The sequence below is a fragment of the Streptomyces sp. NPDC057694 genome (assembly GCF_042799415.1).
Taxonomy (GTDB): Bacteria; Actinomycetota; Actinomycetes; order Streptomycetales; family Streptomycetaceae; genus Streptomyces.
In genome coordinates this window covers 58,347-76,417 of record NZ_JBHVIX010000022.1, presented here as the reverse complement: position 1 = coordinate 76,417, position 18,071 = coordinate 58,347, and the positions used below count along the sequence as shown (strand labels likewise).

At 68.2% G+C, this 18,071-nt stretch carries 14 protein-coding genes and 1 tRNA gene; 10 read left to right on the top strand and 5 right to left on the bottom strand.

Going from position 1 to position 18,071, the window contains the following annotated elements; translation table 11 throughout:
- Positions 1-100: 100 nt before the first annotated feature.
- The 6 genes from ACFVDP_RS33885 (at position 101) to ACFVDP_RS33860 (ending at position 6,840) form a co-directional block, all read left to right on the top strand.
- Positions 101-751 (top strand): hypothetical protein, encoded by a 651-nt coding sequence (locus ACFVDP_RS33885; protein WP_383498153.1) that lies wholly within the window; start codon positions 101-103, stop codon positions 749-751.
- 426 nt (positions 752-1,177) lie between these two features.
- Positions 1,178-2,407: a branched-chain amino acid ABC transporter substrate-binding protein gene (locus tag ACFVDP_RS33880; RefSeq protein ID WP_383498151.1), complete on the top strand. Its 1,230-nt coding sequence runs from the start codon at positions 1,178-1,180 to the stop codon at positions 2,405-2,407.
- 119 nt (positions 2,408-2,526) lie between these two features.
- On the top strand, positions 2,527-3,456 hold the full coding sequence (locus tag ACFVDP_RS33875) for a branched-chain amino acid ABC transporter permease (RefSeq protein WP_383498149.1): 930 nt from the start codon (positions 2,527-2,529) through the stop codon (positions 3,454-3,456).
- A gap of 5 nt (positions 3,457-3,461) precedes the next feature.
- The gene (locus ACFVDP_RS33870) at positions 3,462-5,261 is read left to right on the top strand and encodes a branched-chain amino acid ABC transporter permease (RefSeq protein WP_383498146.1); all 1,800 of its coding nucleotides are present in this window, start codon (positions 3,462-3,464) and stop codon (positions 5,259-5,261) included.
- The gene (locus ACFVDP_RS33865) at positions 5,258-6,127 is read left to right on the top strand and encodes an ABC transporter ATP-binding protein (RefSeq protein ID WP_383498144.1); all 870 of its coding nucleotides are present in this window, start codon (positions 5,258-5,260) and stop codon (positions 6,125-6,127) included. Before ACFVDP_RS33870 ends, ACFVDP_RS33865 begins: the two co-directional genes overlap by 4 nt.
- Complete coding sequence (locus tag ACFVDP_RS33860; protein WP_383498142.1) at positions 6,124-6,840, top strand: ABC transporter ATP-binding protein; 717 nt, start codon at positions 6,124-6,126, stop codon at positions 6,838-6,840. The genes ACFVDP_RS33865 and ACFVDP_RS33860 overlap by 4 nt, the downstream gene beginning before the upstream one ends.
- A gap of 84 nt (positions 6,841-6,924) precedes the next feature.
- Here the strand turns inward: ACFVDP_RS33860 and ACFVDP_RS33855 are convergent, their stop codons facing one another.
- Positions 6,925-7,581: an ANTAR domain-containing response regulator gene (locus tag ACFVDP_RS33855; RefSeq protein WP_383498140.1), complete on the bottom strand. Its 657-nt coding sequence runs from the start codon at positions 7,579-7,581 to the stop codon at positions 6,925-6,927.
- 105 nt (positions 7,582-7,686) lie between these two features.
- Here ACFVDP_RS33855 and ACFVDP_RS33850 point away from each other — a divergent pair.
- The 3 genes from ACFVDP_RS33850 (at position 7,687) to ACFVDP_RS33840 (ending at position 10,686) form a co-directional block, all read left to right on the top strand.
- A tRNA-Leu gene (locus ACFVDP_RS33850) sits at positions 7,687-7,760 on the top strand.
- 106 nt (positions 7,761-7,866) lie between these two features.
- Positions 7,867-8,631 (top strand): transcriptional regulator, encoded by a 765-nt coding sequence (locus tag ACFVDP_RS33845; RefSeq protein ID WP_383498139.1) that lies wholly within the window; start codon positions 7,867-7,869, stop codon positions 8,629-8,631.
- 150 nt (positions 8,632-8,781) lie between these two features.
- A complete protein-coding gene (locus ACFVDP_RS33840; RefSeq protein ID WP_383498137.1) occupies positions 8,782-10,686 on the top strand; it encodes an alkyl/aryl-sulfatase in 1,905 nt (634 codons plus the stop codon).
- 71 nt (positions 10,687-10,757) lie between these two features.
- Here ACFVDP_RS33840 and pyk read toward each other — a convergent pair whose 3' ends face one another.
- Both pyk and ACFVDP_RS33830 read right to left on the bottom strand, forming a co-directional pair.
- Positions 10,758-12,194 (bottom strand): pyruvate kinase, encoded by a 1,437-nt coding sequence (pyk, locus tag ACFVDP_RS33835; protein ID WP_383498135.1) that lies wholly within the window; start codon positions 12,192-12,194, stop codon positions 10,758-10,760.
- Positions 12,195-12,334: 140 nt separating this feature from the next.
- On the bottom strand, positions 12,335-13,051 hold the full coding sequence (locus tag ACFVDP_RS33830; protein ID WP_383498133.1) for an SIMPL domain-containing protein: 717 nt from the start codon (positions 13,049-13,051) through the stop codon (positions 12,335-12,337).
- A gap of 173 nt (positions 13,052-13,224) precedes the next feature.
- Between ACFVDP_RS33830 and ACFVDP_RS33825 the strand changes: the two genes are divergently transcribed.
- Positions 13,225-15,027, top strand: a complete 1,803-nt coding sequence (locus ACFVDP_RS33825; protein ID WP_383498131.1) for a bifunctional metallophosphatase/5'-nucleotidase — start codon at positions 13,225-13,227, stop codon at positions 15,025-15,027.
- Here ACFVDP_RS33825 and ACFVDP_RS33820 read toward each other — a convergent pair.
- Together ACFVDP_RS33820 and ACFVDP_RS33815 are read right to left on the bottom strand one after the other, a co-directional pair.
- Positions 15,024-16,466: a lysine N(6)-hydroxylase/L-ornithine N(5)-oxygenase family protein gene (locus tag ACFVDP_RS33820; protein ID WP_383498129.1), complete on the bottom strand. Its 1,443-nt coding sequence runs from the start codon at positions 16,464-16,466 to the stop codon at positions 15,024-15,026. The genes ACFVDP_RS33825 and ACFVDP_RS33820 overlap by 4 nt on opposite strands.
- Entirely contained in the window at positions 16,463-17,848 is a 1,386-nt protein-coding gene (locus ACFVDP_RS33815; protein ID WP_383498127.1) for a pyridoxal phosphate-dependent decarboxylase family protein, read from the bottom strand. Before ACFVDP_RS33815 ends, ACFVDP_RS33820 begins: the two co-directional genes overlap by 4 nt.
- Positions 17,849-18,071 lie beyond the last annotated feature (223 nt).

The following is an 18,071-nucleotide window of genomic DNA, read 5'->3' as shown; positions in this document are numbered from 1 at the left end:
CATTCCATCGCGCCGCCCACCGGCCCGCCAGTGGGCCTGACCCATGTACCGACCCGCACCGACATGGGCGGAACCGCCCACTCCGGCCTACCTTCCGGACATGACCGGCATCGGGCCCGTGGAGCCGTACGACCCCGACGACACATCCCGCCCCCGAACACCACTGCCACCCCTGCCACCCGGCGCCGCCGCCGACACCCTCGGTAGCGACGCACCACGCCTGCACGACCGCTGGACCGCACTGCCCCGACACCGGCGCCGACTGCTCGCACTCGGCGCCGCCGCACTCACCGCCACCCTCACCGGCGCCGCCCTGCTCCTGCCGACGCACCCCGGCGCCCCCGCCCCCGACCCCTGGCCCGCCCACGTGACCCACCTGAGGTACGACGGCCCGGCCACCGCCCGCGGCACCTTCGCGTTCACGGCGTACGTCGACCAGGGCAGTGCCGTGACGATCAGTCATATACAGCCCGGAACAGCACAGTTGACCGTCCACGTCACTCCGGACACACCCTTCACGGCAGCCCCGGGAGCACCGCGCGCGCTCCGCGTGCACATCGGCGTACGCAGCTGCGCCGCACTCCCCCACGCCCTCGACATGACCTATCTCGACGTCACCCTGCACAACCGACGAGGCCGGGAACGCCACAGCTTCATCTTCGTCGACCGCTATCCGCACGCCCTGCTCGACCACGTCCACACCGTCTGCCGCACCCCGCACACCACTCCAGGCCCGGACATGACCCCGTAACGAACTCACACAGCGGTAACAACCAGTTACCTCTGCCGCAACGAAGCAATGCGAAAGTCACGCGCCGTCCCCGCGCCCGGCGCGCCCCACCCCGGACGGACACAACCACCCGAACCCCCCACCACCCACCCGACCAAGATCACCTCAAGTCCCATGGAAGAACAGGGCGTTCTCGTCAAGCGATCTTTTCCGCGCCCGGCACATCCGCCCCAATCGCCCACACCGCACCCCGCCGAAACCGCCCCGGCATAACAAGAGCGTCACAGCCTCTCCCGCATCCACTCTCCACTCCCCCACCTGCGCTTATAGTCACGGCCAGTCACCGCGCCGCCGGGCGCGTCACTTGCACGGCCCTGTACCACCCCGTACGGCCCGGCGAGACACACGGCCCCCGACCAAAGGGCCGCGCCAGGGAGAGGATTGATCGTGCGACACCGTTCTCAGCTCATACTCACCGCAGTGCTCACGACCGGAGCACTCACGCTCACCGCCTGCGGATCGCGCGACGACAGCGGCGACAAGTCCGGCGACAAGAGCAACACCACCGTCGTCATCGGCGTGGACGCCCCCCTCAGCGGCGACCTGTCGGCCATCGGCATCGGCATCAAGAACTCCGTCGACCTGGCCGCCAAGACCGCCAACAAGAACAAGGAAGTTCCGGGCGTCACCTTCCAGATCAAGGCGCTCGACGACGTCGCGAACCCCTCCACCGGTGGCCAGAACGCCACCACCCTCGTGGGCAACAAGGACGTCCTCGGCGTCGTCGGCCCGCTGAACTCCAGCGTCGCCCAGTCGATGCAGAAGACCTTCAACTCCGCGAACCTCGTGGAGATCTCGCCCGCGAACACGGCCCCCGAGCTCACCCAGGGCGCCAACTACCTGAAGTCGAAGTCCCGCCAGTTCAAGTCGTACTTCCGCACCGCCACCACCGACGCCCTCCAGGGCCCGTACGCCGCGCAGTACGCGTACAACACCCTGAAGCTCAAGACGGTCTACTCCGTCGACGACAAGAAGACCTACGGCGCCGGTCTGGCCCGCACCTTCCGCACGGAGTTCGCCAAGCTCGGCGGCAAGGTCGTCGCCACCGACCACATCAACCCCGACGACCGCGACTTCGGCGCCATCGCCACCAAGATCAAGAACTCCAAGGCCGACTTCGTCTACTACGGCGGCGAATACCCGGCCGGCGCCCCGCTCTCCAAGCAGATCAAGGACGCCGGAGCCAAGATCCCGGTCATCGGCGGCGACGCCCTCCAGAGCGCCGACTACGTCAAGCTCGCCGGCAAGAACGCCGAAGGCGACTTCGCCACCTCCGTCGGCGCCCCGCCCGAGCAGCTCGACACCGCCAAGAAGTTCATCGCCGACTACAAGGCCGGCGGCTACAGCGACCCGTACGAGACCTACGGCGCCCTCTCCTACGACGCCGCCTGGGCCATCATCCAGGCCGTCAAGAGCGTCGTGAACGCCAACGACGGCAAGGTGCCCTCCGACGCCCGCGCCAAGATCGTGGAAGCCACCCAGAAGGTCTCCTTCAACGGCGTCACCGGCCAGGTCGCCTTCGACGAGTACGGCGACACCACCAACCGCACCCTGACCGTCTACCAGGTCAAGGGCGGCAAGCACACCCCGGTCAAGACCGGCGAGCTGGAGAAGTAACCCACCGCGACACCCCGCGGTAACCCTCTCCGGGATCACACCGCACCAGCCCACGGCGCGGGGGGCACCACAACAGCCCCCCGCGCCCTCGCACTTGAGACAACCTCGGAGGCCCAGCGGTGCACGATCTGCCGCAGCAGCTGGTCAACGGCCTGATCCTCGGAGCCCTGTACGGCCTCATAGCCGTCGGCTACACCATGGTCTACGGCATCATCCAGCTCATCAACTTCGCCCACGGCGAGATCTACATGATCGGCGGCTTCGGCGCCCTCACCATGTATCTCTGGCTCCCGGGCGGCACATCCCTCGCCATCGCCATGCCCCTCATGCTCCTGATGGGCATCGCCTGCTCCGTCGCCGTCGCCGTCGGCGCCGAAAGATTCGCCTACCGCCCCCTGAGAAACGCCCCACGCCTCGCCCCGCTCATCACCGCGATCGGCCTCTCCATCGCACTGCAGCAGGTCGTCTGGGCCTTCTACCCCGACGCCAAGGCCGACCGGACCTTCCCCCAGTTCTCCGGCGGACCCATCGACCTCGGCGCCTTCACCATCCAGCGCGGCGACCTCTTCCTCATCATCGCCGCCCCCGTCTGCATGGGCTTCCTCGCCTACTTCGTCGCCAAGACCCGCACCGGCCGCGCCATGCAAGCCACCTCCCAGGACCCGGACACGGCCCAGCTCATGGGCATCAACACCGACCGGATCGTCGTCACCGCCTTCGCCATCGGCGGCGCCTTCGCCGCCGTCGCCGCCATGGCCTACGGCCTCAAATACGGCCAGGTCGGCTTCAAGATGGGCTTCATCGCCGGCCTGAAGGCCTTCACCGCGGCCGTCCTCGGCGGCATCGGCAACATCTACGGCGCCATGATCGGCGGCCTCGCCCTCGGCCTCGCCGAAGCCCTCGCCACCGCCTACATCCAGGACATCCCCGGCATGGAACTCCTCGGCGGCGGAGCCTGGAAAGACGTCTGGGCCTTCGTCCTCCTCATCCTCGTGCTCCTGCTGCGCCCCCAGGGCCTGCTCGGTGAGCGCGTCGCGGACAGGGCGTGATCACGATGACCGACACCACGACCACCACCGCGGGCAAAGCGGCGCCGCACAGCGCCCTCCTCCCCCTGCCCGAGAAGATCGCCCGCTACGGCACCGCCGCCGGCGCGGTCATCACCGCCGCGGCCACCTTCATGGCATGGACCTGGACCGCCGAATTCCCCGGCGACCTCACCGTCACCGGCTACCCCGGCGGCCTCCAGGTCCTCACCCTCACCGGCGCGGTCATCACCCTGCTGCTGGCCCTCTCCGCCCTCGGCATCCGCGGACTGCGCTGGCTCACCCCCGGCGGCAGCACCGCCCCCACCCTGCTCTTCGCACTCGGCACCCTCGGCACCACCGGCTACACCATGGGCGCCATCAGCTACCGGCTCGGCGGCGTCGTCAACCTCGAACCCGGAGCCTGGGCAGCCGGCATCGCCGCACTCCTCACCGCCGTGTGCGCACTCGGCCTCCCCGCCGACGAAGCGGACCTCGACGCCACCGACGCCTGGGGCCGATTCCGCAACACCCTCAAGGCACCCCCGGCCCGCCCCGCCGCCCGCACCCTGCCGGCCTGGGTCGAGATCATCATCATCGCCGTCGCCTTCGGCATCGCCCTCTACGTCTTCACGTACGGCATCGACACCGAGTACGTCGAACTCTTCACCGGCTACCTGATCCTGGTCCTCTTCGGCGGACTCGCCCTGACCAAGACCGGACTGCCCTCGCGCCTCACCGCGCTCACCGTGAAGCACCGCACCATCGCGCTCACCGCGGCCTTCGTCGCCGCCGCCGCGTTCCCCTTCACCCAGACCAACGACACCTACACCAACGTCGCCGCGAACATCCTGGTCTTCGCCACCGTCGCCCTCGGCCTCAACGTCGTCGTCGGCCTCGCCGGACTCCTCGACCTCGGCTACGTCGCCTTCCTCGGCGTCGGCGCCTACGCCGCGGCCCTCGTCTCCGGATCCCCGGACTCCACCATCGGCGTCCACTTCCCCTTCTGGGCCGCCGTCCTCACCGGCGCGGGCGCCTCCCTGGTCTTCGGCATCGTCATCGGCGCCCCGACCCTGCGACTGCGCGGCGACTACCTCGCCATCGTGACGCTCGGCTTCGGTGAGATCTTCCGCATCACCATGAACAACCTGGACGGCGACTCCGGGCCCGACATCACCAACGGCCCCAACGGCATCCCGAACATCCCCGACCTCGAGATCTTCGGGTTCAACCTCGGCGAGACCCACACCGTCCTCGGCGTGGACCTCGGCCGGTTCGCCAACTACTACCTGCTGATGCTCTTCTTCACGATCATCGTCGTGACCGTCTTCCGCCGCGCCGGCACCAGCCGCATCGGCCGCGCCTGGGTAGCCATCCGCGAGGACGAGACCGCAGCACAGGCCATGGGCATCAACACCTTCCGCCTCAAGCTCCTCGCCTTCGCCCTCGGCGCCTCCCTCGCCGGCATGGCGGGCACCGTCCAGGCCCACGTCCAGTACTCCGTCACCCCCGACCAGTACAAGTTCGTGGAGAACGCGCCGCCCAACTCCGCCTTCCTGCTCGCCGCCGTCATCCTCGGCGGCATGGGCACGGTCAGCGGACCGCTCGTCGGCGCCGCCCTGCTCTACCTCATCCCCGCCAAGCTCCAGTTCATCGGCGAGTACCAGCTCCTGCTCTTCGGCGTCGCACTCATCCTGCTGATGCGCTTCCGCCCCGAGGGCCTCATCGCCGACCGCCGCAAGCAGCTCGAATTCCACGAGACCGACCAACTCGACGTGCCAGAACAACGCTTGCCCGAAGAACCGGCCGTCACCAAGGCTGGGGCGTGACCACCATGACGACCACCACGACCACCACCAAGGCCGTCCTCGAAGCCACCGGCGTCACCATGCGCTTCGGCGGCCTCACCGCCGTCCGCGACGTCAACCTCACCGTCGGCGAAGGCGAGATCGTCGGCCTGATCGGCCCCAACGGCGCAGGCAAGACCACCTTCTTCAACTGCCTCACCGGCCTCTACGTCCCCACCGAGGGCAAGGTCTCCTACAAGGGCACCGTCCTGCCGCCCCAGCCCCACCTCGTCACCCAGGCAGGCATCGCCCGCACCTTCCAGAACATCCGCCTCTTCGCCAACATGACCGTCCTGGAGAACGTCCTCGTCGGACGCCACACCAGGACCAAGGAAGGCCTCTGGTCCGCCCTCCTGCGCGGCCCCGGCTTCAAGAAGGCGGAGCGGGCCTCCGAGGAACGCGCCATGGAACTCCTGGAGTTCACCGGCCTCGCCAAGAAGCGCGAACACCTCGCCCGCAACCTCCCCTACGGCGAACAGCGCAAGCTCGAGATCGCCCGCGCCCTCGCCAGCGACCCCGGACTCCTCCTCCTCGACGAGCCCACCGCCGGCATGAACCCCCAAGAGACGCGCGCCACCGAAGAACTGGTCTTCGCCATCCGCGACCAGGGCATCGCCGTCCTCGTCATCGAGCACGACATGCGCTTCATCTTCAACCTCTGCGACCGCGTCTCCGTCCTCGTCCAGGGCGAGAAGCTCGTCGAGGGCACCAGCGACGTCGTCCAGGGCGACGAACGCGTCATCGCCGCCTACCTCGGCACCCCCTTCGAAGGCGCCCCCGAGGACTCCGCCATCGAAGAGGTCCAAGCAGCCGAAGCAGCAGACGCAGCCGAAGGGAACGACCAGTGACCGCACTTCTGGAGGTCGAGGACCTCAAGGTCGCCTACGGCAAGATCGAAGCCGTCAAGGGCATCTCCTTCAGCGTCGAGGAGGGCCAGGTCGTCACCCTCATCGGCACCAACGGCGCCGGTAAGACCACCACCCTGCGCACCCTCTCCGGCCTGCTCAAGCCCCTCAGCGGCAAGATCACGTTCGCCGGCACCCCGCTCAACGCGGTCCCGGCCCACAAGATCGTCTCCATGGGCATCGCGCACTCCCCGGAAGGGCGCCGCATCTTCCCGCGCCTGACCATCGCCGAGAACCTCCAGCTCGGAGCGTTCCTGCGCAAGGACACGGCAGGCATCCAGAAGGACATCGAGCGCGCCTACGACCTGTTCCCCATCCTGGGCGAACGGCGCAAGCAGGCCGCCGGCACCCTCTCCGGCGGCGAGCAGCAGATGCTCGCCATGGGCCGGGCCCTCATGTCCCAGCCCAAGCTCCTCATGCTCGACGAGCCCTCCATGGGCCTCTCCCCGATCATGATGCAGAAGATCATGTCCACGATCGCCGAGCTGAAGTCCCAGGGCACGACCATCCTCCTGGTCGAACAGAACGCCCAGGCAGCCCTGTCACTCGCCGACCAGGGACACGTCATGGAAGTCGGCTCCATCGTCCTGTCCGGCACCGGCCAGGACCTCCTCCACGACGAATCGGTCCGCAAGGCCTACCTCGGCGAGGACTGACACTCCTGGTACGTGAATGAGGCCCGCGCCCCTCTCCGGGGGCGCGGGCCTCATTCACGTACTCACATACCAGGGGGCTCCGAATCAGCCCTTCGCGGCCTTCTTCTCCGCCGCGTCCTCGATGACCGCCTCGGCGACCTGCTGCATCGACAGCCGACGGTCCATCGACGTCTTCTGGATCCAGCGGAACGCCGCCGGCTCGGTCAGGCCGTACTCCGTCTGCAGAACCGACTTCGCCCGGTCCACCAGCTTCCGCGTCTCCAGGCGCTGGGTGAGGTCCGCGACCTCCTTCTCCAGCGTCTTCAGCTCCGTGAACCGCGAGACGGCCATCTCGATCGCCGGGACGACATCGCTCTTGCTGAACGGCTTCACCAGGTACGCCATCGCACCGGCGTCCCGCGCCCGCTCGACGAGGTCGCGCTGCGAGAACGCCGTGAGCATCAGCACCGGGGCGATCGACTCCTCGGCGATCTTCTCCGCCGCGCTGATGCCGTCCATCTTCGGCATCTTCACGTCGAGGATCACCAGGTCGGGCTTGTGCTCACGGGCCAGCTCGACGGCCTGCTCACCGTCACCGGCCTCGCCCACGACGGTGTAGCCCTCTTCCTCAAGCATCTCCTTGAGGTCGAGGCGGATCAGGGCCTCGTCCTCGGCGATGACGACACGGGTCGTCAGCGGCGGGACGTGCGACTTGTCGTCGTCGGCGGCGTCAGCGGGCTGGGTCGACTCGGGGCCGGTCACGGGGGCGCTCCTTGTTATGCAGGGCTGAGTACTGCTCCCAAGAGCCTACCTAGCTGTTGTAAAGTGGTGGAGCAGCGGGTCGAGGAATTCCTTTGATTCGCAGGAGCTCCGGTAGCCCAATCGGCAGAGGCCATCGTCTCAAACACGATCCAGTGTGGGTTCAAGTCCCACCCGGAGCACTTTTCCTTCGATTCGAAGGTCACTATCAACAAGCGGATGATCACGTTCTCGTGAACATCCGCTTTTTGCTGTGCACCGGGCAGCCCCCTCTCACACGCTGCTCACATGTACGACATGAGCACGCGCAAGCAGGCGCTCGCGCTGGTCGCGCAGGGCCGCAGCCTGAACTCGGTCAGCAAGGAGACCGGGGTCTCACGGGCTGCCATCCGCTCCTGGCAGGAGCGTCTCGAACCGCTCGACCGGAACCGATCGGTGCCGTGCCCGAGATGCGAGGGAACGCCACGGCCTCCCGAAGACCCGGCTGCGTACTCCTACCTGCTCGGCCTCTATCTCGGCGACGGATGCATCAGTCATTTCCGCCGCGGCACGTACTTCCTGCGCATCGCCTGCGCCGACGCCTGGCCCGGCCTCATCGATCTGTGCGCCGAGGCCGTACAGATCGCGCGCCCCGCCAACAAGGTCTTCCGCGTCCAGCGGCAGGGCTGCCAGTACGTGACCTGCTACAGCAACCACTGGCCCTGCCTCTTCCCGCAGCACGGTCCCGGCAAGAAGCACGACCGCACCATCACGCTCGCTCCCTGGCAACAGGAGATCGTCGACGCGTTCCCATGGGAGTTCGTCCGGGGTCTGATCCACTCCGACGGATGCCGCATCACCAACTGGACCACGCGCATCATCGGCGGGAAGCCGAAGCGCTATGAGTACCCCCGCTATTTCTTCACCAACCTGTCCGCCGACATCATCGGCCTCTTCACCGACACCCTCGACGCGGTCGGTGTCGCCTGGAAGCAGGCCAACAGCCGGAACATCTCCATCGCCCGCAAAGAAGCCGTGGCCCTCCTCGACCACCACGTAGGCCCCAAACACTGACCCCGCACCGCCCGCCCGCAATAGGACGCGTCACACCACCCCCACCCACCCCCTGGGACCCGCCCCAAAATCCCCGCCGGCCATTGACCGCCCCTTCCCCCTCCGAGGATGTTCGGGATCACAACAGCCCCGCCGTCCGAAGAGGTACGCATGAGCCCGATCAACCGGCGCCGTTTCGTCGCCGCAGCGGCCGGTGCCGCCGCCGCTGCCGTCGCCGTGAGCCCCGAGTCGGCTTTCGCCGCGCAGCAGCACGACCCGGCCCCGTCCGACACGGGCGATTTCGAGGCCGCCGACAGAGGATTCGTCGCCGCGCTGACGCCGGGTGTCGTGAAGAACGCGGACGGCAAGGTGGTGTGGGACAACGACGCGTACGCCTTCCTGAAGAAGGACGCGCCGAAGACCGCGAACGGCAGCCTGTGGCGGCAGTCTCAACTGGCCAGCAGGCAGGGGCTGTACAAGGTCACGGACCGGATCTATCAGGTCCGTGGGCTCGACCTCTCCAACATGACGATCGTCGAGGGCGACACCGGCATCATCGTGATCGACCCGCTGATCTCGGCGGAGACGGCCGCGGCGGCGCTGAAGCTGTACCGGGATCACCGGGGTGAGCGGAAGGTGACCGCTCTGATCTACACGCACCCCCATGTGGATCACTTCGGTGGTGCGTACGGGGTGCTGCCGGAGGGGGCCGGGGAGGTGCCGGTGGTGGCGCCGGAGGGGTTCCTGGAGCACGCGGTGTCGGAGAACGTGTACGCGGGTACGGCGATGACGCGCCGGTCGGCGTACATGTACGGCGCGCATCTGCCCAAGTCGGCGAAGGGGCAGATCGGTTGTGGTCTCGGGCAGAGCGTGTCGCTGGGGACCGTCGGGCTGATTCCGCCGACGAAGAGCATCACGCGGACGGGGCAGGTCGAGACGTTCGACGGGGTGGCGGTCGAGTTCCAGATGACGCCGGGGACGGAGGCTCCGGCGGAGATGAACTTCGTCTTTCCGGGTCTGCGGGCGGTGTGCATGGCGGAGAACGCGACGCACACGATGCACAACATCATCACGTTGCGTGGTGCGCAGGTACGGGATGCTCGGGAGTGGGCGCGTTATCTGGGCGAGTCGATCGACCTGTTCGCGGGGCGGGTGGATGTGGCGTTCGCGTCGCATCACTGGCCGACGTGGGGTGGTGACGAGATCGGTGAACTGCTGGCGTCGCAGCGGGACTTGTATGCGTACATGCATGATCAGACGTTGCGGATGATCAATGTCGGGATGACGGGCAGGGAGATCGCGGAGGCGATCGAGTTGCCGCCGGCGTTGGACGTGTGGGCGAACCGGGGGTATTACGGGTCGCTGTCGCACAACGTGAAGGGGATCTATCAGCGGTACATGGGGTGGTTCGATGCCAATCCCGCGCATCTCTGGGAGCATCCGCCGGTCGACGAGGCGAAGCGGTATGTGAAGGCGATGGGTGGTCGTTCGGCGACGATCGCGAAGGCGAAGGGGTTCGAGCGGGAGGGGGATCTGCGGTTCGCGGCGACGTTGTTGAACCATGTGGTGTTCGCGGATCCGGAGGGTCGGACCGCGAAGAGGGAACTCGCGCGGATTTATACGAAGTTGGGTTATGCGTCCGAGAACGCGGCCTGGCGGAATTTCTATCTGACCGGTGCCCTGGAGCTTACTGAGGGTGTGCGGGCGGGTGAGTCGTCGACGGTGGGGCCGACGATGATGATGGCTTTGAGTATCGACCAGTTGATTGATTCGGTGGCGATTCGGATCAATGGGCCGAAGGCGTGGGATCTGAAGGTTCGGATGGACTGGAGTTTTCCGGCGCTCGGTGTGGTGTATCACCTGACGGTGCGGAACGGGGTGCTGACGTACCGGAGTGACAAGGCGGCCGATCCGGATGCCGGTGTGACGCTGTCGATGAGCAAGGCGCAGTTGCTGGCGTTGTTGGGTGGCAAGGGGCTCGGTGACATCGAGGTGTCGGGGGACGCGTCGTTGTTGGGGAAGGTGTTGGCGGTCGTGGAGAAGCCGGATGCGGATTTCGCGATCGTGACGCCGTAGGGCCCCGCAAGACGCTTGAGGGCCGCCCCTGTGTCGCTCGGGGCGGCCCTCAACCTCGTACAGAAGTCTGGCTACTTGGGGCTGTCGTCCTCGCCGATGTGGTGGACGCGGACCATGTTCGTCGAGCCGGAGACGCCGGGCGGGGAGCCGGCGGTGATGACGACGATGTCGCCCTTCTTGCAGCGGCCGATCTTGAGGAGCTGGTCGTCGACCTGGGCGACCATGGCGTCGGTGGAGTCGACGTGCGGGCCGAGGAAGGTCTCTACGCCCCAGGTGAGGTTGAGCTGGGAGCGGGTCGCGGAGACGGGGGTGAAGGCGAGGAGCGGGATGGGTGAGCGGTAGCGGGAGAGGCGCTTGACGGTGTCGCCGGACTGAGTGAAGGCGACGAGGAATTTGGCGCCGAGGAAGTCGCCCATTTCGGCGGCGGCGCGGGCGACGGCTCCGCCCTGGGTGCGGGGCTTGTTGCGGTCGGTGAGGGGCGGGAGGCCCTTGGCGAGGATGTCCTCTTCGGCGGCTTCGACGATGCGGCCCATGGTTTTGACCGTCTCGATGGGGTATTTGCCGACGCTGGTCTCGCCGGAGAGCATGACGGCGTCGGTGCCGTCGATGACGGCGTTGGCGACGTCGCTCGCTTCGGCCCTGGTGGGGCGGGAGTTGTCGATCATCGAGTCGAGCATCTGGGTGGCGACGATGACCGGCTTGGCGTTGCGCTTGGCGAGCTTGATGGCGCGCTTCTGGACGATCGGCACTTGTTCGAGGGGCATTTCGACGCCGAGGTCGCCGCGGGCGACCATGATGCCGTCGAAGGCGGCGACGATGTCCTCGATGTTGTCGACGGCCTGGGGTTTTTCGACCTTCGCGATGACGGGGAGGTGGCGGCCTTCCTCGGTCATGATGCGGTGGACGGCATCGATGTCGCGGCCGCTGCGGACGAAGGAGAGCGCGATGACGTCGGCTCCGGTGCGCAGGGCCCAGCGGAGGTCTGCTTCGTCCTTGTCGCTGAGGGCGGGGACGGAGACGGCTACGCCGGGGAGGTTGAGGCCTTTGTGGTCGGAGACCATGCCGCCTTCGACGACCTGGGTGTGGACGCGGGGGCCGTCGACTTCGGTGACTTCGAGGCTGACTTTGCCGTCGTCGACGAGGATGCGCTCGCCGGGGGTGACGTCTTCGGCGAGGCCGCTGTAGGTGGTGCCGCAGCTCTGGCGGTCGCCTTGTGCGCCGTCTTCGACGGTGATGGTGAACCGGTCCCCGCGTTCAAGGAGTACGGGTCCTTCGGTGAAGCGGCCGAGGCGGATCTTCGGGCCTTGAAGGTCGGCGAGGACGCCGACGCTGCGGCCGGTCTCGTCGGAGGCCTTTCGCACGCGCTGGTAGCGCTCCTCGTGTTCGGCGTAGGTGCCGTGGCTGAGGTTGAGGCGGGCTACGTCCATTCCGGCTTCTACGAGTGCCTTGATCTGCTCGTACGAGTCGGTGGCGGGGCCCAAAGTACAGACGATCTTTGCTCGGCGCATGGTTCGAGCCTAGGCCCTACCGGTGGGTAGGTAATTGGATGGGTATGACTACTCAACGTCCTTTGCGTGAAGGGTTATTGACAAGCGCCGCTATTTTTTGAATTTGCGCGGCATGCTGCTCTGATGAGCATTCTGTTGGCTCATTGCAGGTGGGGTGGGTGAAGGGTGAAGCGGGCGTTGACGGCGGCGTGGATGTGCTGGCGTTCGGGTTCGAGGTCGAGGGCGGGCGGGGTGTCGTCGACGGCGCCGCGGACCATGGCGGCGCGTGACATGCCGTAGGACATGGGGCGGTGGGTGTCCTCGGCGCCGGTGTCGGCGAGTTCGACGAGGGCGGCGAGGGTGGTGCCGAGCGCCTCGGCGTATTCGCGGGCGCGCTGGACGGCTTCGCGGACGGCCTGTTGGCGGGCCGCGGCGTGGACGGGCGAGGTGGGGCGGAGGGACCAGAGGGGGCCGTCGACGCGGGTGAGGTCGAGGTCGGCGAGGCGGGTGGTGAGTTCGCCGAGGGCGGTGAAGTCGGTGAGGTGGGCGGTGAGGTGGACGCGGCCGTGGTAGGTGCGGATGCGTTCGCCGCGGCCGTGTTTGGTGAATTCGGGGGTGAGGGAGAAGGCGCCGGTTTCGAGTTTCTCGACCGCTTCTCCGTAGGACTTCACGAGGTCCAGGGTGGTGGTGTTGCGGCGGGTGAGGTCGTCGAGGGCGGTGCGGCGGTCGGTGCCGCGGGCGCTGACGGTGATGCCGATGCGGGCGAGTTCGGGTTCGGCTTCGAGGTGGGCTTCGCCGCGGACGGCCAGGCGGGGGGCTTCGGGGGTGCCGTAGGGCACGCTCGGGTTGAGGGTGTCGTTCGGGTCGTCGTGGGTCATGGGTCCCACTTTGGCACCGTACGTGTGCGGGGTTCGTGTTTGGCGGCGGGTCACCAGATAGAAACCTGCGGGGGCTGTTGCGCAGGGGGGTGGCTGGGCCAGAATCTACGCGCGTTGCCACTGTTGGTGCACGTACGAAGGTACGAACGTCCCTGTAGGTCAGGAGCTCTTCCATGCCGTTGAACCGCAGATCCTTCCTGGGCAAGTCCGCCGCGACCGGTGCCGGTGCGGCGCTGGCCGGTGCGGTGGCCGCGCCGTCCGCGCAGGCGCACTCCCACCGGCCGCCCAAGAAGCAGAAGCGGTATTCGTTCACCGTCATGGGGACGACGGATCTGCACGGGCATGTCTTCAACTGGGACTACTACAAGGACGCCGAGTACCAGGACTCGGCGGGCAACGCCACGGGTCTGTCGCGGATCTCGACGCTGGTGCAGCGGATCCGTAAGGAGAAGGGCCGGGACAACACGCTGCTCATCGACGCCGGTGACACGATCCAGGGCACGCCGCTGACGTACTACTTCGCGCGCGTGGACCCGATCACGGCGGCGAACGGTCCGGTGCACCCGATGGCGCAGGCCATGAACGCGATCGGGTACGACGCGGCGGCGCTCGGCAACCACGAGTTCAACTACGGCATCGACACGCTGCGCAAGTTCGAGTCGCAGCTGCGCTTCCCGCTGCTCGGTGCGAACGCGGTGGACGCGAAGACGGAGAAGCCGGCCTTCAAGCCGTACGTCATCAAGAAGATGCGCACGCCGCACGGCAAGGACGTGAAGGTGGCGGTCCTGGGGCTGACGAACCCGGGTATCGCGATCTGGGACAAGGCGTATGTGCAGGGTGTGCTGAAGTTCCCGGGGCTCGAGGAGCAGGCGGCCAAGTGGGTGCCGAAGCTGCGGTCGATGGGTGCGGACGTCGTGATCATCTCGGCGCACTCGGGTGCCTCGGGGACGTCGTCGTGGGGTGACCAGCTGCCGTACGTGGAGAACGCGGCGGCGAGCGTGGCGGCGAAGGTGCCGGGTATCGACGCGATCCTGGTCGGGCACGCGCATGTGGAGATCGCGCAGCAGTTGGTGACGAACGAGAAGACGGGCCGGACGACGGTCCTCGCGGAGCCGCTGTGCTACGCGGAGCGGCTGGCGCAGTTCGACTTCGAGCTGGTGTGGGAGAAGGGCCGCTGGTCGGTCGAGTCGGTGTCGTCGAAGCTGCTGAACTCGAACACGGTGGCGGACGACCCGAAGATCACGAAGTTGCTGAAGGCCGACCACGACCTGGTGGTGAAGTATGTGAACCAGGTGGTCGGGCAGGCGACGACGACGCTGACGACGGAGGACGCGCGTTACAAGGACGCGCCGATCATCGACCTGATCAACAAGGTGCAGGCCGATGTGGTGACGGACGCGTTGAAGTCGACGAGTTACGCGTCGCTGCCGGTGCTGTCGCAGGCCTCGCCGTTCTCGCGTACGTCGGAGATCCCGGCCGGTGATGTGACGATCCGGGATCTGTCGAGCCTGTACGTGTACGACAACACGCTGGTCGCGAAGTTGATGACGGGTGCGCAGGTGCGGGCGTACCTGGAGTACTCGGCGCAGTACTTCGTGCAGACCGCGGCGGGTGCGGCGGTGGACGTGGAGAAGCTGACGAACGCGGACAACCGGCCGGACTACAACTACGACTATGTGTCGGGGCTCGCGTACGACATCGACATCGCGCAGCCGGCCGGTTCGCGGATCAAGAACGTGAAGTTCGACGGTGCGGACCTGGACGACGCGGCGCAGTTCGTGTTCGCGGTGAACAACTACCGGGCCAATGGCGGTGGCGCGTTCCCGCACGTGGCGTCGGCGCAGGAGCTGTGGTCGGAGTCGATCGAGATCCGTACGCGGATCGCGGAGTGGGTGACGGCGAAGGGCGTCCTCGACCCGGCCGATTTCGCGTCGGTGGACTGGAAGCTGACGCGGGACGGGACGCCGGTGTTCTAGCCCTGGAGTTTCACCATGGTGCCGCGCTCCCCCGCCTGGTTCGGTACGGGCCGGGGGGCGCGGTTTTCGTCGGCTAGGAGGCCGAAGCTGGTGAAGGCGGTGCGCCGGGGCTGCGGGTAGGGGTCCTTGCCGGTGAGGGAGTTGAGGATGGTGGCGCTGCGCCACGCGGCGAGGCCGAGGTCGGGGGCGCCGACGCCGTGGGTGTGCCGCTCGGCGTTCTGTACGTAGACGTGGCAGCCGGTCGAGGCGACGGAGTCGTCGAGGACGAGGCGGAAGTGTTCGTCGACGCGGGGGCGTTCGGCGGAGTCGCGGCGGATGTAGGGGTCGAGTCCGGCGAGCATCTGGCCGAGGGGTCGTTCGCGGTAGCCAGTGGCGAGGACGACGGCGTCGGTGGTGAGGCGGGAGCGGGTGCCCTGCTGGCGGTGTTCGAGGTGGAGTTCGACCTTGGTGGTGGCGACGCGGCCCGCGGTGCGGACGCTGACGCCGGGGGTGAGGGTGGCGTCGGGCCAGCCGCCGTGCAGGGTGCGCTGGTAGAGCTCTTCGTGGATGGCGGCGATGGTGTCGGTGTCGATGCCCTTGTGGAGCTGCCACTGGGCGGGGACGAGGCGGTCGCGTTCGCGCTCGGGCAGGGCGTGGAAGTAGCGGGAGTAGTCGGGGGTGAAGTGTTCGAGGCCGAGTTTGCTGTATTCCATGGGCGCGAAGGCCTCGGTGCGGGCGAGCCAGTGGATCTTCTCGCGGCCCGCGGGGCGGTTCTTGAGGAGGTCGAGGAAGACCTCGGCGCCGGACTGGCCGCTGCCGATGACGGTGACGTGGTCGGCGGCGAGGAGGCTGTCGCGGTGGGTGAGGTAGTCGGCGGAGTGGATGACGGGGACGCCCGGGGCTTCGGCCAGCGGCCTGAGGGGTTCGGGGACGAAGGGTTCGGTGCCGACGCCGAGGGTGACGTTCTTCGTGTAGGTGCGGCCGAGTGCTTCGGCTTCTCCGTCGGCGTCGAGCTGGGTGTAGTCGACCTCGAAGAGGCTGCGGTCGGGGTTCCAGCGGACGGCGTCGACCTGGTGGGAGAAGTGCAGTCCCGGCAGGTTCTCGCTGACCCAGCGGCAGTAGGCGTCGTACTCGGCGCGCTGGATGTGGAAGCGCTCGGCGAAGTAGAACGGGAAGAGGCGCTCGCGGGTCTTGAGGTAGTTGAGGAACGTCCACTGGCTGGTCGGGTCGGCGAGGGTCACCAGGTCGGCGAGGAAGGGGACTTGGAGGGTGGTGCCGTCGATGAGCAGGCCGGGGTGCCAGTGGAAGGCGGGGCGCTGTTCGAAGAAGGCGGTGTCGAGTTCGGTGAGGGGGTACGCCAGGGCGGCGAGGGAGAGGTTGAAGGGGCCGATGCCGATGCCGACGAGGTCGCGGGGTGCTTCGGTGGGCGGGGCGGGAGGCGGGGTGGGCGCGGCGCTCATCGGGGGGTGCGTCCTTCCACCAGTTTCAGCAGGGCGCTGAGGTCGTCGGGGGTGGTGTGCGGGTTGAGCAGGGTGGCCTTGAGGTAGAGCTGTCCGTCCATGCGGGCGCGGCCGAGGACGGCGCGGCCCTCGGTGAGGAGGGTGCGGCGGGTGGTGGCGAGGTGTTCGTCGGTGGCGCCGGTGGGGCGGAAGAGGACGGTGGAGAGGGTGGGGGTGTCGTAGAGCTCCAGGTCGGGGTGGGTGTCGACGAGGTGCGCCAGGTGGTGGGCGAGGTCGATGACGTGGTCGACGAGGGCGCCGATGCCGGTGCGGCCGAGGGCTTTGAGGGTGACGGCGGTCTTGAGGATGTCGGGGCGCCGTGTGGTGCGCAGGGAGCGGCCGAGGAGGTCGGGCAGTCCGGCTTCGGTGTCGTCGTCGGCGTTGAGGTAGTCGGCGGTGTGGGTGAGGGCGCGCAGGTCGCCGGTGTCGCGTACGGCGAGGAGTCCGGCGGCGACCGGTTGCCAGCCGAGTTTGTGCAGGTCGAGGGTGGTGGTGTGGGCGCGGTCGAGGCCGCGTAGCAGGGGGGCGTGGCGGGCGCTGAAGAGGAGTCCGGCTCCGTAGGCGGCGTCGATGTGGAGGCGGGCGCCGTGGTGGTCGCAGAGGTCGGCGATGTCGGGGAGGGGGTCGATGAGGCCGGCGTCGGTGGTGCCCGCGGTGGCGGCGACGAGTTTGGGGCCGGGCAGGTCGGTGAGGGCTTCGTCGAGGGCGGCCGGGTCGAGGGTGCCGGTGGGGGCGGGCAGGACGATCGGTTCGGGCAGGCCGAGGAGCCAGGTGGCGCGGGCGAGGCTGTGGTGCGCGTTCTCCCCGACGAGGAGTTGGACCGGTTCGGGGTGCGGGTTCGTCTCGCGGGCGAGGAGGACGGCGAGTTGGTTGGCCTCGGTGCCGCCGGTGGTGACGAGGGCGTCGGGTCGGTCGGCGCCGGGGTAGGTCTCGCGGGCGAGCGCGGTGGTGAGCGCGGCTTCGAGGGCGGAGGCGGCGGGGGCCTGGTCCCAGGAGTCCATGGAGGGGTTGAGGGCGCTGGCGGCGAGGTCGGCGGCGGTGGCGACGGCGAGCGGCGGGCAGTGCAGGTGGGCGGCGCACAGCGGGTCGGCGGGGTCGGCGGCGCCGGCGGCGAGTGCGGTGACGAGGGTGCGCAGGGCTTCCTCGGGGCCGGTGCCGTGCTGGGGCAGCGGGTCGCCGGTGGCGGCGAGGAGCCCGGCGGTGACGTGGTCGGGTCCGCCGGCGGGGAGCGGGCCCGCGCGGAGCACGGCTCCTTCGTGGAGGGCGTCGAGCACGGTGCTGAGCAGGGGCCGCAGGGCGGCGGGGCCGTGGGGGCCGCCGGCGAGGGGCGGGATGCTGCTCATGCGGGTCCTTCACTGCGTCGGGGGACGGTTGCGTCGGCGCTGTGTACGCGGAACAAGTGCGCGCACGTACGCACGTGCGGACCGGCCGGGTGGCCGTGGTCGATCTCAGCGTGGCCTGCAGTGTCATGATGCGCCCGGAGTACGAGGGAAGGGCACCCTAACGAGGGATATGGCCTATAACGGCGGGGAGTTGATGTGGTATGGCCACCCGGGGACGGTGACG

What these genes read in the sequence shown, in the direction of transcription:
- ACFVDP_RS33885 (WP_383498153.1), top strand. Translation starts at nt 101, where the DNA reads ATGACCGGCATCGGGCCCGTGGAGCCGTACGACCCCGACGACACATCC.
- ACFVDP_RS33870 (WP_383498146.1), top strand. Translation starts at nt 3,462, where the DNA reads ATGACCGACACCACGACCACCACCGCGGGCAAAGCGGCGCCGCACAGC.
- ACFVDP_RS33845 (WP_383498139.1), top strand. Translation starts at nt 7,867, where the DNA reads ATGTACGACATGAGCACGCGCAAGCAGGCGCTCGCGCTGGTCGCGCAG.
- ACFVDP_RS33840 (WP_383498137.1), top strand. Translation starts at nt 8,782, where the DNA reads ATGAGCCCGATCAACCGGCGCCGTTTCGTCGCCGCAGCGGCCGGTGCC.
- pyk (WP_383498135.1), bottom strand. Translation starts at nt 12,194, where the DNA reads ATGCGCCGAGCAAAGATCGTCTGTACTTTGGGCCCCGCCACCGACTCG.
- ACFVDP_RS33830 (WP_383498133.1), bottom strand. Translation starts at nt 13,051, where the DNA reads ATGACCCACGACGACCCGAACGACACCCTCAACCCGAGCGTGCCCTAC.
- ACFVDP_RS33825 (WP_383498131.1), top strand. Translation starts at nt 13,225, where the DNA reads ATGCCGTTGAACCGCAGATCCTTCCTGGGCAAGTCCGCCGCGACCGGT.
- ACFVDP_RS33820 (WP_383498129.1), bottom strand. Translation starts at nt 16,466, where the DNA reads ATGAGCGCCGCGCCCACCCCGCCTCCCGCCCCGCCCACCGAAGCACCC.
- ACFVDP_RS33815 (WP_383498127.1), bottom strand. Translation starts at nt 17,848, where the DNA reads ATGAGCAGCATCCCGCCCCTCGCCGGCGGCCCCCACGGCCCCGCCGCC.